Annotated in this window: 13 protein-coding genes, 2 tRNA genes and 2 other RNA genes; 6 read left to right on the top strand and 11 right to left on the bottom strand. The window is 50.9% G+C overall.

Annotation, left to right across the window (positions count from 1 at the left end):
- The 9 genes from ACNT1W_RS15855 to ACNT1W_RS15815 all read right to left on the bottom strand — a co-directional run bounded on the left by ACNT1W_RS15855 (nucleotide 1) and on the right by ACNT1W_RS15815 (nucleotide 4,296).
- Nucleotides 1-402: a pyrimidine (deoxy)nucleoside triphosphate diphosphatase gene (locus tag ACNT1W_RS15855; protein WP_218216557.1), complete on the bottom strand. Its 402-nt coding sequence runs from the start codon at nucleotides 400-402 to the stop codon at nucleotides 1-3.
- 45 nt (nucleotides 403-447) lie between these two features.
- Nucleotides 448-1,254, bottom strand: coding sequence for an exodeoxyribonuclease III (xthA, locus tag ACNT1W_RS15850; RefSeq protein WP_115184531.1), 807 nt, complete (start codon nucleotides 1,252-1,254; stop codon nucleotides 448-450).
- A gap of 103 nt (nucleotides 1,255-1,357) precedes the next feature.
- Nucleotides 1,358-1,930, bottom strand: a complete 573-nt coding sequence (locus ACNT1W_RS15845; protein WP_012145439.1) for a TIGR00730 family Rossman fold protein — start codon at nucleotides 1,928-1,930, stop codon at nucleotides 1,358-1,360.
- A gap of 164 nt (nucleotides 1,931-2,094) precedes the next feature.
- Nucleotides 2,095-2,221: non-coding RNA, RtT sRNA (locus tag ACNT1W_RS15840), on the bottom strand.
- A 43-nt stretch (nucleotides 2,222-2,264) separates the two neighbouring features.
- A tRNA-Tyr gene (locus ACNT1W_RS15835) sits at nucleotides 2,265-2,349 on the bottom strand.
- Nucleotides 2,350-2,445: 96 nt separating this feature from the next.
- A non-coding RNA gene (locus ACNT1W_RS15830) (RtT sRNA) lies at nucleotides 2,446-2,572 on the bottom strand.
- A 41-nt stretch (nucleotides 2,573-2,613) separates the two neighbouring features.
- Nucleotides 2,614-2,698: transfer RNA gene (locus ACNT1W_RS15825), tRNA-Tyr, on the bottom strand.
- 158 nt (nucleotides 2,699-2,856) lie between these two features.
- Nucleotides 2,857-3,705, bottom strand: a complete 849-nt coding sequence (purU, locus tag ACNT1W_RS15820; protein ID WP_012145438.1) for a formyltetrahydrofolate deformylase — start codon at nucleotides 3,703-3,705, stop codon at nucleotides 2,857-2,859.
- Between the two features lie 126 nt (nucleotides 3,706-3,831).
- Nucleotides 3,832-4,296 (bottom strand): YchJ family protein, encoded by a 465-nt coding sequence (locus tag ACNT1W_RS15815; protein ID WP_026142401.1) that lies wholly within the window; start codon nucleotides 4,294-4,296, stop codon nucleotides 3,832-3,834.
- Between the two features lie 142 nt (nucleotides 4,297-4,438).
- Between ACNT1W_RS15815 and rssA the strand changes: the two genes are divergently transcribed.
- From rssA to ACNT1W_RS15790, 5 genes are all read left to right on the top strand, one after another.
- Nucleotides 4,439-5,344 (top strand): patatin-like phospholipase RssA, encoded by a 906-nt coding sequence (gene rssA / locus ACNT1W_RS15810; protein WP_012145436.1) that lies wholly within the window; start codon nucleotides 4,439-4,441, stop codon nucleotides 5,342-5,344.
- A gap of 105 nt (nucleotides 5,345-5,449) precedes the next feature.
- Nucleotides 5,450-6,463, top strand: a complete 1,014-nt coding sequence (rssB, locus tag ACNT1W_RS15805; RefSeq protein WP_012145435.1) for a two-component system response regulator RssB — start codon at nucleotides 5,450-5,452, stop codon at nucleotides 6,461-6,463.
- Between the two features lie 199 nt (nucleotides 6,464-6,662).
- A complete protein-coding gene (gene galU, locus ACNT1W_RS15800; protein WP_115184533.1) occupies nucleotides 6,663-7,580 on the top strand; it encodes a UTP--glucose-1-phosphate uridylyltransferase GalU in 918 nt (305 codons plus the stop codon).
- A gap of 43 nt (nucleotides 7,581-7,623) precedes the next feature.
- Nucleotides 7,624-8,967, top strand: a complete 1,344-nt coding sequence (locus tag ACNT1W_RS15795) for a UDP-glucose dehydrogenase family protein (protein ID WP_419245829.1) — start codon at nucleotides 7,624-7,626, stop codon at nucleotides 8,965-8,967.
- 9 nt (nucleotides 8,968-8,976) lie between these two features.
- Nucleotides 8,977-9,987: an NAD-dependent epimerase gene (locus tag ACNT1W_RS15790; RefSeq protein WP_419245828.1), complete on the top strand. Its 1,011-nt coding sequence runs from the start codon at nucleotides 8,977-8,979 to the stop codon at nucleotides 9,985-9,987.
- 216 nt (nucleotides 9,988-10,203) lie between these two features.
- On the opposite strand, the gene hns is transcribed toward ACNT1W_RS15790, so the two are convergent.
- The gene (gene hns, locus ACNT1W_RS15785; RefSeq protein WP_006321188.1) at nucleotides 10,204-10,611 is read right to left on the bottom strand and encodes a histone-like nucleoid-structuring protein H-NS; all 408 of its coding nucleotides are present in this window, start codon (nucleotides 10,609-10,611) and stop codon (nucleotides 10,204-10,206) included.
- Between the two features lie 698 nt (nucleotides 10,612-11,309).
- Here hns and ACNT1W_RS15780 point away from each other — a divergent pair.
- Nucleotides 11,310-11,894, top strand: coding sequence for a thymidine kinase (locus ACNT1W_RS15780; protein ID WP_017893051.1), 585 nt, complete (start codon nucleotides 11,310-11,312; stop codon nucleotides 11,892-11,894).
- A gap of 126 nt (nucleotides 11,895-12,020) precedes the next feature.
- On the opposite strand, the gene adhE is transcribed toward ACNT1W_RS15780, so the two are convergent.
- Nucleotides 12,021-14,693 (bottom strand): bifunctional acetaldehyde-CoA/alcohol dehydrogenase, encoded by a 2,673-nt coding sequence (adhE, locus tag ACNT1W_RS15775; protein ID WP_012145430.1) that lies wholly within the window; start codon nucleotides 14,691-14,693, stop codon nucleotides 12,021-12,023.
- Between the last annotated feature and the right edge of the window lie 520 nt (nucleotides 14,694-15,213).

Here is a 15,213-nt window from a genome sequence, read left to right as displayed (position 1 = left end):
TCAGGCTTCCGCCTGCAATGCGCTAATATAGGCGGTTAATAGCGGCACGTCCGCCGGAGCCAGGGGATAGTCAAACGCCTGCTCCGGCGCCAACCAGACAAAATCCGAATGGCAGCGCTTTTGTAATTCGCCACTAAAGGTATCAACCTGCCAGGCATGTAGCCGGATCATGCGCTCACTCTGTTGCCACTGGTTGCTGGCGACATAGCGGCCAACACTGGCCACAATTCCCAACTCTTCGTCCAGTTCACGCGCCAGTGCCTGTGGCTGGCTCTCGCCTGCCTCAACCTTGCCGCCGGGAAACTCCCACAGCCCGGCCTGATCGCTGTCAGCATTACGCTGCGCCAAAAGAATTTGGCCATTTCTTTCAATGATGGCGGCGACGACATCGATAATTTTCATAGGTACCACATAGCAAAACCCCGGCAATGGCCGGGGTTGGGTCAATTACAGCGAGAATTCCGCCCAGACTGGCGCGTGATCCGACGGTTTTTCCATCCCGCGGATCTGATAATCGATGCCGGTGGCGGTGCAGCGTGCGGCCAATGGCGTGCTGGCCAGCAGCAGATCGATACGCAGGCCCCGGTTTTCATCGAAACCGCGTGAACGGTAATCAAACCACGAGAATTGATCGTTACGTTCCGGGTTAGCGTGGCGGTAGGTATCTACCAGGCCCCAGTTCATCAGGCGATCCATCCATTCGCGCTCCTCCGGCAGGAAAGAGCACTTACCGGTACGCAGCCAGCGCTTACGGCTTTCCTCGCCGATGCCGATATCGTAATCGCTTGGGCTGATATTCACGTCACCCATCACCAGTACCGGTGAGTCCACCGACATTTGCTGCTCCAGGTAGTTTTGCAAATCCTGATAGAAGCGTGTCTTGGCGGGGAATTTGATCGGATGGTCACGGCTTTCCCCCTGCGGGAAGTAACCATTGATCACCGTCAGCGTGCCTTGCGGCGTCGCCAGATCGGCCATGATGATGCGGCGCTGTGCGTCTTCATCATCGGTAGGGAAACCACGGCGTACGGCAAGCGGCTTTTCTTTGGTTAGCAGCGCCACGCCATAGTGACCTTTTTGGCCATGATAGAACACGTGATAGCCATGCTGGCTGACTTCTTCCAGCGGGAACATGTCATCGTGAACTTTCGTTTCCTGCAGGCCGATCACGTCGGGCTGGTGCTGTTCGATGATCGCGGCCAGTTGGTGCGGACGCGCACGCAGTCCATTGATATTAAAAGAGACAAACTTCATGAGCGGTGCCGTTTTTACAAGAAAAATGTGTTGAGATAGTAGCAGAGTTTGACCAGAAATGTAACGCAGGCCAGCGGCATCGGGCCGCCGGCGGCAAGTTGAATTATTTTGCCCAGCGGTCGTAAGTTTTGGGCTGATAGTCGTCAAATTGTTGCAGTAAGGTTTGCGCTGATTCACTGATGTGCATGGTGCCCAGATAGTCATGGCGCATAAAGCCCTGATCGGCCACGTGCTGCAGGAAACTGTTTAGCGGGCGATAGAACCCGTTCACATCCAGCAAACCAACCGGTTTACTGTGATAGCCGATCTGGCCCCAGGTCCAGATTTCAAACAGTTCCTCGAGGGTACCTATGCCGCCGGGCAGAGCAATAAAACCGTCTGCCAGAGCCGCCATGCGCGCCTTACGGGTGTGCATGTCCGGAACCACTTCCAGTTCAGTCAGGCCACGATGTGCGGTTTCTGCTTCTACCAACCGCTCAGGAATAATGCCCACCGCCTCACCTCCGGCGGCAAGTACGGCATCCGCCACAATGCCCATCAACCCTTTTTTGCCGCCGCCATAGATTAGGCGTCGACCCTGAGCGGCGAGCGTTTGACCCAGTTGCCGCGCATTCTCGGCATAAGCAGGATTAACGCCTTCGCTGGCACCACAAAAAACGCAGATATTGTTACGCATGCACTTTCTTCCTTACTGCATTAAAGAAGTCAGTGGTATAGCGAATTGTTGGCCGGAGTTCAAGTTGAGGATGCGCTGAATGGTTAAGGGAATTGATAAATGATGAACTGAGAGAGTGATGGAATGCTGTCAGGTTTGGTTTGATTCTGGGGGATATACAAGGATGGTGGTGGGGGAAGGATTATTCGTCGCTGTGCGACTCACCCTTCGGGCCGCGCTGAAGCGCGTTGTCTCACTGCGTGAGACTCGAACCTTGTCGAAGCTTCTCATCCTTCCCGCTTGGGAGTGATGGAATGCTTTCAGGTTTGGTTTGATTCTGGGGGATATACAAGGATGGTGGTGGGGGAAGGATTCGAACCTTCGAAGTCTGTGACGGCAGATTTACAGTCTGCTCCCTTTGGCCGCTCGGGAACCCCACCATGGTATTCATGGTTTTACAAATTGTAGTTCCGGTTTCATCCGGAAGAAACCTGGCCGGTTTCTTTACTGCGTCTTCACTCTTGACAGAGAGAAGATGGTGGTGGGGGAAGGATTATTCGTCTCTTCGTTCCTCACCCTTCGGGCCGCGCTAAAGCGCGTTGTCTCACTGCGTGAGACTCGAACCTTGGCGAAGCTTCTCATCCTCCCCCTCAGTGTTTTATGTAGCTTCAGCTTTCGCTGCGCTCTCATCAACAGAGAGAAGATGGTGGTGGGGGAAGGATTCGAACCTTCGAAGTCTGTGACGGCAGATTTACAGTCTGCTCCCTTTGGCCGCTCGGGAACCCCACCACTGGCCTTGCTTGCGAAACATCTGTCTCGGTAAGCGGGGCGCATCATATCAAATGAAACGGGCGTGTAAAGTATTGAAATGCAGAAAATGAATCGTTTGCCGATTTTTTACTCGTGGCGGTGCATCCCTGAACGAAAGGCACCGCTTTCTTGAGCAATTACAGAATAACCGTCCGGTTACCGTAGACAAATACCCGTTGGGCCAACACATGGTAAAGCGCGCGGCTGAGCGCATTTTTCTCGACGTCTCGTCCGGCACGCATCATATCTTCAGCAGAATAGGTGTGATCGACATGAATCACGTCCTGCATGATGATCGGGCCTTCGTCCAGATTATCGTTAACGTAGTGGGCCGTAGCGCCGATGATTTTCACGCCACGCTCGTAAGCCTGATGATAAGGCCGTGCACCGATAAAGGCCGGCAGGAACGAGTGGTGAATATTAATCACCTGGTTCGGGTAGTGCTGTACGAATGCTGGCGTCAGTACGCGCATATATTTGGCCAACACCACGTAATCCGGCTGATACTGATCGATCTGGGCCATCATTTTCTGATCGTGTTGATCGCGCGTCAGGCCTTCATGGCTGACCAGGTGGAACGGGATATCGAAACGTTCCACCAACGTTTGCAGCGTATCGTGGTTACCGATAACCGCCGCAATCTCCACATCCAGGCCGCCGTAAGCGCTTTTCATCAGCAAGTCGCCCAGGCAATGCGCTTCTTTGGTCACCAGCACCACAATACGACGACGGCCGGAGTTATGCAGTTCGCGGACCGAACCCACCGGCAGTGCGCTATCGAGATCCGCCAGCAAAGTAGTGTCGTTAAAAATGCCTTCCAGCTCGGTACGCATAAAGAAGCGGCCGGTGCGGTGATCAACGAATTCATTGTTCTGAACAATGTTGAGTTCATGTTTGTAACAAATATTGGTGATCTTGGCGATCAGACCTTTGGCATCCGGACAAATGGTGCGCAAAACTTTTCTTTGTACATTTTGGTGTGGCATGGGAGTGAGGATCCTGTCTGATACTGAACGTCCTGTCTTCGCAGGCGAGAGTTTTTATCATCTATATTTTCAAGCGGCGACCGGATTGGCTGCGACCTGAAATCTATCGGGCTCTGTGACTGCCGGCTAACGCCCGCAGCACTTTTTATATTTTTTACCTGAGCCGCAGGGGCAAATGGCATTTCTGCCCGGCTGGGGTTTGGTTCCGTCAATATAATACCAGCGTTGGTCAAGTTGAAGGAAGCGTGAACGCTCGTGCATTGCCTGGCGTTCACCGGTGTTACCGTCAACGAATTGGGCAATGAATTCGACAAAACCTTCCCCGGCCTCATGGCCCTGTTTTTCTTCAACCACCGTCAAACCCAGCCATTCGGTATTTTTGAAACTGTCGACGATCGCGTTGCGCCATTCCGTGGCATGGCAGTCGGGATGCCAGGTGGCAATCAGATAATCCACGTTGTGTTTTACGTACGCGCTAAAGCGCGAACGCATTAATAGTCCGGGTGTCGCTGGCGTTTGAGTGCCGTTGACGTAGGGTTCGCAGCATGCGCTATACTCCAGTCCGCTACCGCAGGGGCATAATTCGGGCAAGGTGACTCCTAAAATGGCCGGAACGAAATGAACGGGCCGATGCCGAAAGTAATTTAGCGCATATGTTACCTAACAACATTCGACCCTGACAATCTACGCTGACGGCAGGATCGAAGCAATTCACCGAAAAAGGACCGGAACTATGCGAAAAATTAAGGTTGGATTGGCATTGGGCGCGGGGGCGGCTAAAGGATGGGCACATATTGGCGTGATCAATGCACTAAAGAAGTTGGGTGTTGAAGTCGATATAGTAGCCGGTTGTTCGGTTGGCGCATTGGTAGGGGCGGCTTTTGCCAGCCATCGTCTGCCGGCCATGGAAACCTGGGTGCGTTCATTCAGCTATTGGGATGTGATCCGTTTGATGGATTTGTCCTGGCAACGCGGTGGGTTGCTGCGCGGTGAGCGGGTGTTTAATGCGGTAGGGCAGTTGTTGAAGATCGATGATATCGCCGAGTGTTCATTGAAGTTTGGTGCCGTGGCGACCAATCTGAGTACCGGGCGGGAACTGTGGCTGACCGAAGGTGACATTCATCAGGCTGTGCGAGCCTCATGCAGCATGCCCGGCCTGTTGGCGCCGGTGTGGTTTGACGGCTATTGGCTGGTGGACGGCGCTGTGGTGAATCCGGTACCTATCTCATTGACCCGGGCGTTGGGGGCCGACATTGTTATCGCCGTTGACTTGCAACATGATGCCCATCTGATGCAGCAGGATTTGTTCTCGGTACGCAGTCCGGATATGGACGCGGCAAAAGATCTCCCCGCCCGTAACTGGCGAGGACGATTAAGGGAACGCATCAGCAAAATGACCACCAGAAAGCCTAATTTCACGCCAACGGCGATGGAAATTATGGGAACTTCTATTCAGGTGCTGGAAAATCGATTGAAACGCAACCGCATGGCGGGCGATCCGCCTGATGTGTTGATCCAACCCTATTGCCCGCAGATTTCAACGTTGGATTTCCATCGTGCCGAAGAGGCGATTGAAGCCGGCAGGCTGGCGGTTGAAAAACAGCTGGATAAACTGTTGCCCTTGATAAAAAACAGATAATTTACGGTTCTTGACTGTATAACCTGCGATGGGAGCAATTTCCGACAGGCATAAAAGGTCTTTTTGAGCCACTATTACATTATGAAAAGGGAAGAGGCTCGGCTGATGGCATTACCATTGACTCACAAGCGCATTTTGGTCGTTGAGGACGAACTGGTTTTTCGTTCCGTGCTTGTTGGCTATTTGAAATCGTTGGGGGCGGAAACCAGTGAGGCTCCCAATGGTTTGCAGGCGTTGAGTCTGGTGGATGATGTTCATCCCGATTTAATCCTGTGCGATCTGGCGATGCCGGAAATGGATGGGATTGAGTTTGTCGAACATCTGCGGCTGCAAGGGGTGCAAACTCCGGTGTTGGTGATTTCGGCTACCGATAAAATGGCGGATATCGCCAAAATGTTGCGGTTAGGCGTTCAGGACGTGTTGTTAAAGCCGGTGACCGACCTTAATCGTCTGCGTGAAGCGGTGTTGGGGTGTCTGTATCCCAATATGTTCACTTCGCCGGCCATTGAGGAGGTGGAACTGTTCCAGGACTGGGATGCGCTGAGTAAAAATCCTTCCGAAGCGGTGAAGTTGCTCAAACAGTTACAACCACCGGTGCAGCAGACCGTGGCTCATTGCCGGATTAATTATCGGCAATTAACCACTAGCGAGAATCCGGGATTGGTGCTGGATATTGCGGCACTGTCGGATAAAGACCTGGCGTTCTATTGTCTGGATGTGACCCGCGCAGGAGATAATGGCGTATTGGCGGCACTGCTGCTGCGCGCATTATTTAATGGATTGTTGCAAGATCATTTAGCTAATCAGCGTCATCGGCTGCCGCAAATGAGCGCATTGTTAAAGCAGGTTAATCAATTATTACGTCAAGGCAAGCTGGAAGGGCAATTTCCGATGCTGGTCGGTTATTATCACACCGAATATAAAAACCTGATCCTGGTCTCCGCCGGCCTGCATGCCAATGTAAATACCGGTGATAATCAAATTCAACTGAGCAACGGTGTGCCACTGGGAACGCTGGGTGCGACGTACATGAATCAAATCAGTCAGCACTGTGCCGCCTGGCAGTGCCAGGTTTGGGGCTCGGGTGGCAGGCTACGCTTGATGCTCAGTGCTGAATAATCCTCCTGGGTCAAAATAGTATTTGAAATTTATATATTTGAGATGCTTATTTTTACCTCAGTCAGTCCATTGGGTAATTGTCCTAAAGTTTTTCTATTTGCGCTGCGGTTAATGCCAGTCAGTCATAAGCTGGTATACTCCGAGGGTTTTTGTATGGCGGATGAAGCTCATAAACTGAGCGCTATTAAGAGAGGAAATAATGCCTGCTGTAAATCGTAAAGTCAGAAAGGCTGTGATCCCGGTTGCAGGCTTGGGAACACGGATGTTACCGGCGACAAAAGCCATTCCTAAAGAAATGCTGCCGCTGGTTGACAAACCCTTGATCCAATACGTTGTCAATGAGTGTATTGCGGCAGGGATTAACGAAATTGTGTTGGTTACCCATTCCTCCAAGAATTCGATCGAAAACCATTTCGATACCAGTTTTGAACTGGAAGCGATGCTGGAAAAACGAGTTAAGCGTCAGTTGCTCGATGAAGTGCAGTCTATCTGTCCCAAGGGCGTTACCGTAATGCAGGTGCGTCAGGGGGTGGCTAAAGGCTTGGGTCACGCGATTATGTGTGCCTATCCACTGGTGGGTGACGAACCGGTGGCGGTGATTTTGCCGGACGTGATCCTCGATGAGTACAGTTCCGATCTGAAAAAAGACAATCTGCACGAAATGCTGCAGCGCTTTGAGCAAACCGGTATCAGCCAGATTATGGTGGAGCCTGTGCCGCATAAAGATGTTGGCAACTATGGCGTGGCCGATTGCAAAGGGTATGAGCTGCAGCCGGGCGAAAGCGCCCCGATGGTTAGCGTGGTAGAGAAACCTTCGCCGGAGGAAGCCCCTTCCAACCTGGCCATTGTTGGCCGTTATGTGCTCTCCGCCGATATCTGGCCGCTGCTGTCGAAAACCCCTCCGGGCGCTGGTGGTGAAATCCAACTGACCGACAGCATTGAAATGCTGATGCAGCAAGAGACGGTAGAGGCGTATCACCTGAAAGGGATCAGCCATGATTGCGGCAACAAGCTGGGTTATATGCAGGCATTTGTCGAGTATGGCATGCGCCATGCCGGGCTGGGCCAAGAGTTCACTCAGTGGTTGAAACAGTTACTGGCCGCTGATAAAAAATAATTTATTCATCTTTCGTCTTAATTTGAAAAACTAGGATTTTCCCATGAAAGTAACAGTTTTTGGTATTGGCTATGTTGGCCTGGTGCAGGCTGCGGTGTTGGCTGAAGTCGGCCACGACGTTATGTGTATTGATATAGACGAACGTAAAGTCGAAAACCTGAAGAAAGGGAATATCCCTATTTTTGAGCCAGGCCTGACGCCGTTGGTGCAGCAAAACTATGAAGCAGGTCGCCTGCAGTTCACCACCGATGCTAAAGCCGGCGTTGAACATGGCACCATTCAGTTCATTGCCGTGGGCACGCCACCGGATGAAGATGGCTCTGCCGACCTGAAGTATGTGACTGCCGTGGCCCGCACCATCGCGGAACACATGATCGATCATAAAGTGGTGATCGATAAATCTACCGTACCGGTTGGCACCGCAGATAAAGTCCGTCAGGTTATGGAAGAAACGCTGCGCAAACGCGGCAGCACGATTCCTTTCGATGTGGTTTCCAACCCCGAATTCCTGAAGGAAGGCGCGGCAGTAGCAGACTGCATGCGTCCTGAGCGCATTGTTATCGGTACCGATAACAAAGATGTGATTGAACCTATTCGCGAGCTGTATGAGCCGTTCAACCGCAATCACGATCGCATGATCATGATGGATATTCGCAGTGCTGAACTGACCAAGTATGCTGCCAACTGTATGCTGGCAACCAAAATCAGCTTTATGAATGAAATGTCTAATCTGGCCGAAATGCTGGGTGCAGACATTGAGAAAGTGCGTCAGGGTATCGGCTCTGATTCCCGTATTGGCTATCACTTTATCTACCCAGGCTGCGGCTATGGTGGCTCCTGTTTCCCGAAAGACGTTCAGGCCCTGATCCGCACGGCTGAACATATCGGCTACCAGCCAAAACTGTTGCAAGCCGTAGAGCAGGTTAACTATCAGCAAAAATATAAGCTGACCAAGTTTATCAAGCATCACTTTGGTGAAGATCTGAAAGGCAAAACCTTTGCGCTTTGGGGGCTGGCATTCAAACCAAATACCGACGACATGCGTGAGGCTTCCAGCCGGGTGCTGATGGAGCAACTGTGGGAAGCGGGTGCTACCGTGCAGGCGTACGACCCTGAAGCCATGAACGAAGTTCAGCGCATCTACGGTCAGCGTGACGATCTGAAACTGGTAGGCACCAAAGAAGCGGCGCTGCAGGGCGCTGACGCGCTGGTTATCTGTACCGAATGGCAGAACTTCCGCGCGCCGGATTTCGACGTGATTAAAGGTTCGTTAAAGCAGCCGGTGATCTTTGATGGTCGTAACCTGTTTGATCCTGAACGTCTGGAAAGTCGTGGCTTTACCTATTATGCGATTGGTCGCGGTGCGTCCATTCAGCCGGTTATTTAAGGGATAAATATGAAATTCCTGGTTACAGGCGCGGCAGGGTTTATTGGTTATCACACCGCTGAGCGTCTGTTGGCCGCTGGGCATCAGGTTGTCGGTATCGACAACCTGAATGATTACTACGACGTGGGTTTGAAAATAGCGCGTCTCGATTTGCTGGCGGATAAGCCTGCCTTCCGGTTTATTAAGCTGGATTTGGCCGACCGCGAGGGCATGGCGCAGCTGTTTGCCGAGCACCAGTTCCAACGGGTGATTCATCTGGGTGCTCAGGCCGGGGTGCGTTATTCATTGGATAACCCGCTGGCGTATGCAGACTCGAATCTCATCGGGCATTTAAATGTGCTGGAAGGGTGCCGACACAATAAAGTTGAGCATCTGTTATATGCCTCATCCAGTTCGGTATATGGTCTGAATCGTAAGCTGCCTTTTGCGACCGAAGATTCTGTTGATCACCCGATATCTTTGTATGCGGCAACCAAAAAAGCCAATGAGCTGATGTCGCACAGCTACTCCCACTTATACGGTCTGCCAACCACCGGTCTGCGTTTCTTTACCGTATATGGTCCGTGGGGACGCCCGGATATGGCGCTGTTCAAATTTACCAAGGCCATATTGGCCGGTGAGAGCATCGATGTATATAACCACGGAGAGATGCACCGTGACTTTACCTACATCGACGATATCGCTGAGGCTATTGTGCGGTTGCAGGCAGTTATTCCTCAGGCAAATGCTAGCTGGACGGTTGAGCAGGGTTCACCGGCGACCAGTTCTGCGCCATACCATGTCTATAATATCGGCAACAGCAGCCCGGTAAAGCTGATGGAATATATCAGCGCACTGGAACAGGCGTTGGGGATCGAGGCGCGTAAGAATATGCTGCCGATGCAGCCTGGCGACGTGTTAGATACCAGTGCCGATACTGCGGAACTTTATCGTGTGATTGGCTTCAAGCCTGAAACCAGCGTTGAAGAAGGTGTGAAACGCTTTGTTGAATGGTATAAGTCTTTTTATAAAGTTCAGTAATTGAGCTGTACGTAAATGCTATAAGGGGCCACGGCCCCTTTTTTATGCTTTGCAAAAGTCAGGAAGGGGCAGCTAGCCGAGAAGCAAGACCAATGAGGTAGAAGGTTACCTGCATAGGATAATTACGCAAAGCCTGACTTGTGTTCTACTACTTCTGAAAATAAGCATAACAAAAAGGCTCCCAAGGGAGCCTTTTTAACTTGCAGCTGAATGCTATTACAGCAGGAAATCGTCCAGAGATTTACCTTGCTCTTCGATAGCTTTCTTAATCACTGCTGGGGTACGGCCCTGGCCAGTCCAGGTTTTCAGTTCGCCGTTTTCGTCTTTATATTGGTATTTGGCCGGACGTGCTGCACGTTTAGCTTTACCAGCGGCTTTAGTTGCAGCCATAGTTTGCAGCAGTTCATTAGGATCAATACCGTCAGCAATCAGCATTTCACGATATTGCTGCAGTTTACGGGTGCGTTCTTCAACTTCTGCTTGAGCCTGGCTGTCTTCTTCGCGACGTTCGTTCACAACAACTTCCAGTTTTTCAAGCATTTCTTCCAGCGTTTCCAGGCTGCATTCTCTTGCCTGTGCGCGTAGAGTACGGATGTTGTTCAAAATCTTTAATGCTTCGCTCATTGTCCTAGTCTCAAATTATATTGGTGGGGGGCGTCTGGATAATAATAGAGTGCTCTTTTCTTTTCTGCAATAGCCAAATTGAAAAGGAAGGCTCAAATTTACCTTTTAAAACACTAAACCAGAACACTCTGGCTAATATAGGCGGGGGAGATAAGTATTACAACCGTCATTTTTAAGTCAAATTTTCAACAGTGACGGTATGTTTGCTATGCCGGAATGGCATTCATGACTAAGTTATAATTGTGTTTTATATCAATATTACGTCGAATTCTGTGGGTTAAATCACGCGACCCAGTATGCAAACACTGTAAACAATGGGGGTATACGAGTAAAGATAACGTCAAGAACTGTACCCTGGCTGTTTTATGTCATTAAATACTCAGGCGTGGCGCTAAGGAGTGTTAATAGATTTAATTCCGTCCTGACCTGGCGCTTCTGGGGCTTTACTGTGCTGGCATAACCATTAATGCCGGGTGCTAATCATTAGCAGTAATTAAATGTGATGTCAGACAGAAATTATCCTGTAAATAGATGTAAAAGTAAGAGGTGCAGCGAACAGAATGTTTCACTTGAAAGTTTGGCATTCGTTTAGCGAGATGTTGATTAACCCGGAGGCGTGAGCAGGCCGATAGGTTATGGTACACTTTACCTCTGAATCAACCTTCGAATATTTCTTATACCATTGGAGTTGCGGGCCCATGGCTCAACTTTATTTTTATTACTCTGCTATGAACGCAGGGAAATCTACCGCGTTGTTGCAATCTTCATATAATTATCAAGAGCGTGGTATGCGCACGTTGGTGTTTACCGCCGAAATAGATCATCGATTTGGTGTCGGTAAGGTCAGCTCGCGGATCGGGCTGTCGTCACAGGCGCAGCTCTATAATAATGAGTCGATGCTCTATGCGATGATTGCACAGGAACATCAACAGCAACCGGTACATTGCGTGTTGTTGGATGAAAGTCAGTTCCTGACGAAACAGCAGGTTGAGCAATTGTGTGATGTCGTCGACCAACTGGATATTCCGGTTCTGTGTTATGGCTTGCGTACCGACTTCCTGGGGGAACTGTTCATTGGCAGCCAATACTTGCTGGCCTGGGCAGACAAACTGGTAGAGTTGAAAACTATCTGCCATTGCGGACGCAAGGCCAATATGGTGCTACGGCTGGATGAAAGCGGGCAGGCTATGCATGCCGGTGAGCAGGTAGTGATAGGCGGGAACGAGAGCTACGTCTCCGTTTGCCGCAAGCATTACAAGGAAGCCATACAGGCACTGGAGTAGCGTTTAGAACGCCCCAGGGAGTCCTGTGGCGTGTTTGAGCGCTATTGCGCACTCTGGTAAGTACTGGCCAACGTGCCGCATAAAAAAACCGCCTTTCGGCGGTTTTTTTATTGGTTCAATGAACCGTTATTTTTTGGACTTTTTTTCTGCTTTGGCTGCCGCTGGAGCTACCAAAACTTCTTCATCTTCCGCTTCACTAAACTTACGGCCGTAGAAGGTATCCAGCATGATTTGCTTGAGTTCGGCAATCAGTGGATAACGCGGGTTGGCGCCGGTACATTGGTCGTCAAAGGCGTCTTCAGACAGTTTGTCGACTTTCGCCAGGAAATCGGCTTCTGTCACACCGGCTTCACGGATTGAGGCCGGGATGCCCAGTTCAGCTTTAATCTCGTCCAGCCAGGTCAGCAACTTCTCGATTTTCTGCGCGGTACGGTCGCCCGGTGCGCTTAGACCGAGGTGGTCTGCGATTTCACCGTAGCGGCGACGAGCCTGTGGGCGGTCGTACTGGCTGAAAGCCGTTTGCTTGGTTGGGTTGTCGTTCGCGTTATAGCGAATAACGTTGGAGATCAGCATGGCGTTGGCCAGACCGTGTGGGATGTGGAACTCAGAACCCAGTTTGTGGGCCATTGAGTGGCAAACCCCCAGGAAGGCGTTGGCGAACGCGATGCCGGCGATGGTCGCGGCATTGTGCACGCGCTCACGGGCGACCGGGTTCTTGGCACCTTCTTTATAGCTGGCTGGCAGATATTCTTTCAGCAGTTTCAACGCTTGCAGCGCCTGGCCATCAGAGTATTCGTTCGCCAGTACTGAAACGTAAGCTTCCAGTGCGTGAGTCACCGCATCCAGGCCGCCAAAGGCGCACAGGGATTTTGGCATGTTCATCACCAGGTTGGCGTCAACAATGGCCATGTCCGGGGTCAGAGCGTAATCCGCCAGTGGATATTTCTGGCCGGTCACGTCATCGGTCACTACCGCAAATGGCGTCACTTCTGAACCCGTACCTGAGGTGGTGGTCACGGCGATCATTTTCGCTTTGACGCCCATTTTCGGGAACTTGTAGATACGTTTACGGATATCCATAAAGCGCAGCGCCAGGTCTTCGAAATGGGTCTCAGGATGTTCGTACAGCACCCACATGATTTTCGCCGCATCCATCGGTGAACCACCGCCCAGCGCGATAATCACGTCTGGTTTGAAGGAGTTCATCTGCTCCGCGCCTTTACGCACGATGGACAGGGTTGGGTCTGCTTCAACTTCAAAGAACACTTCTGTTTCAATGCCGTGTGATTTCAGTACGGAAGTGATCTGGTCAGCATAACCGTTATTGAACAGGTAGCGGTCGGTCACAATGAAGGCACGTTTTGCCCCGTCGGTCGCTACTTCTTCCAGCGCGATAGGCAGTGAGCCACGGCGGAAGTAGATTGATTTCGGAAGTTTATGCCACAACATGTTTTCTGCTCGCTTCGCTACAGTTTTCTTGTTGATCAGGTGTTTTGGACCGACGTTTTCAGAGATGGAGTTACCGCCCCAGGAACCGCAGCCCAGCGTCAGAGACGGAGCGAGTTTAAAGTTGTACAGGTCACCGATACCACCCTGAGACGCTGGGGTGTTGATCAGGATACGTGCGGTTTTCATCTTGTCGCCGAAGAAGGCAACGCGTTCCGGCTGGTTATCCTGGTCGGTGTACAGGCAAGAGGTGTGGCCGATACCGCCCATGGCAACCAGTTTTTCCGCTTTGCTGACGGCGTCTGCAAAGTCTTTGGCGCGATACATGGCCAGCGTAGGCGACAGTTTTTCGTGAGCGAAAGGCTCGGTTTCATCAACCAGTTTCACTTCACCGATCAGCACCTTGGTGCTTGCCGGCACTTTGATGCCCGCCATTTCAGCGATTTTTGGTGCAGATTGGCCAACGATAGCCGCGTTCAGGCCGCCGTTTTTCAGGATGATGTCCTGCACGGCTTTCAATTCTTTACCCTGCAGCATGTAGCCACCGTGGCTGGCAAAACGTTCGCGTACGGCATCATAGATGGAGTCAACCACGATGACCGACTGCTCAGAGGCGCAAATCACACCGCTATCGAAGGTTTTAGACATCAGAATTGAGGCGACAACGCGTTTGATATCCGCAGTTTCGTCAACCACAACCGGAGTGTTACCCGCACCCACGCCGATTGCCGGTTTGCCGGAGCTGTAGGCGGCTTTCACCATGCCTGGACCACCGGTTGCGAGGATCAGGTTGATGTCAGGGTGGTGCATTAACTGGTTGGACAGTTCAACGGTAGGTTGGTCGATCCAACCGACGATGTCTTTTGGTGCACCGGCGGCAATTGCGGCCTGCAGTACGATATCCGCTGCCTTGTTGGTAGCGTTTTTCGCACGTGGATGCGGGGAGAAGATAATGCCGTTACGGGTTTTCAGGCTGATTAACGCTTTGAAAATGGCCGTAGAAGTTGGGTTGGTGGTAGGCACGATACCGCAAATCAGGCCAATAGGCTCTGCAATGGTGATGGTACCGAAAGTATGGTCTTCGGCCAGGATGCCGCAGGTTTTTTCATCTTTATAGGCGTTGTAGATAAACTCTGATGCGAAGTGATTCTTGATCACTTTATCTTCAACGATACCCATACCGGATTCTTCAACGGCCAGTTTGGCCAAAGGAATACGGGCATCGGCAGCGGCGAGGGCAGCAGCGCGAAAAATTTTATCAACTTGCTCTTGAGTGAAGTTGGCATATTCGCGCTGGGCTTTTTTGACACGTGCAACTAGCTCGTTCAGTTCAGCGACATTTGTTACAGCCATAATGCTCTCCTGATAATGTTAAACTCTTTCAGTAAATCAGCCGTGCGAGCAAGTAGTATAGACATTTCGGTGGGAAATGCTGTTTTAAAAACAAAGGCTTTCCACCTTTTTGTGCCGCATGCTGCTGATTTGCTTAAAGAGCTTTACCCGATGCTTCAGCAGGAGAAGACAGCGGGCCGAACAGAGATGCCACTTTTTCCTTAACCTGTTCTACTCCCTGACTACGACTAAGAGCTTAACTACTCTTGGGTAGTGATTTTGTGATTTAAATCATAAAAAACGCAAGCTGACACCATTCAGCCATGGTTTTTGAGAATCATTCTTGATAACTGTGATGTCAGGCTCTTTTCTCAACATAAAAAATCATAAACCGTACATTGCTTTAACAATAGAGAATTATCTTATCTGCGAAGGTGTAAATAGAGATAAATCTCGCGCATGAGCAATGGATTACCCATGGCAATTCTATTACATTAGCGCGCGAAGGCAGTGTCACTTTTAAAGCTATTAAAGCGGAGTC

It is taken from the genome of Serratia sp. NFX21 (assembly GCF_048517035.1).
Lineage (GTDB): Bacteria > Pseudomonadota > Gammaproteobacteria > Enterobacterales > Enterobacteriaceae > Serratia > Serratia quinivorans.
Note: the sequence above shows the minus strand (reverse complement) of the source record. Positions and strands in the feature narration are given on the sequence as shown.

Excerpts from the sequence above, each read along its gene's own strand:
- ACNT1W_RS15845 (WP_012145439.1), bottom strand. The coding sequence starts at position 1,930 with ATGCGTAACAATATCTGCGTTTTTTGTGGTGCCAGCGAAGGCGTTAAT.
- galU (WP_115184533.1), top strand. The coding sequence starts at position 6,663 with ATGCCTGCTGTAAATCGTAAAGTCAGAAAGGCTGTGATCCCGGTTGCA.
- ACNT1W_RS15795 (WP_419245829.1), top strand. The coding sequence starts at position 7,624 with ATGAAAGTAACAGTTTTTGGTATTGGCTATGTTGGCCTGGTGCAGGCT.
- rssA (WP_012145436.1), top strand. The coding sequence starts at position 4,439 with ATGCGAAAAATTAAGGTTGGATTGGCATTGGGCGCGGGGGCGGCTAAA.
- ACNT1W_RS15790 (WP_419245828.1), top strand. The coding sequence starts at position 8,977 with ATGAAATTCCTGGTTACAGGCGCGGCAGGGTTTATTGGTTATCACACC.
- rssB (WP_012145435.1), top strand. The coding sequence starts at position 5,450 with ATGGCATTACCATTGACTCACAAGCGCATTTTGGTCGTTGAGGACGAA.
- ACNT1W_RS15780 (WP_017893051.1), top strand. The coding sequence starts at position 11,310 with ATGGCTCAACTTTATTTTTATTACTCTGCTATGAACGCAGGGAAATCT.
- hns (WP_006321188.1), bottom strand. The coding sequence starts at position 10,611 with ATGAGCGAAGCATTAAAGATTTTGAACAACATCCGTACTCTACGCGCA.
- xthA (WP_115184531.1), bottom strand. The coding sequence starts at position 1,254 with ATGAAGTTTGTCTCTTTTAATATCAATGGACTGCGTGCGCGTCCGCAC.
- purU (WP_012145438.1), bottom strand. The coding sequence starts at position 3,705 with ATGCCACACCAAAATGTACAAAGAAAAGTTTTGCGCACCATTTGTCCG.
- ACNT1W_RS15855 (WP_218216557.1), bottom strand. The coding sequence starts at position 402 with ATGAAAATTATCGATGTCGTCGCCGCCATCATTGAAAGAAATGGCCAA.
- adhE (WP_012145430.1), bottom strand. The coding sequence starts at position 14,693 with ATGGCTGTAACAAATGTCGCTGAACTGAACGAGCTAGTTGCACGTGTC.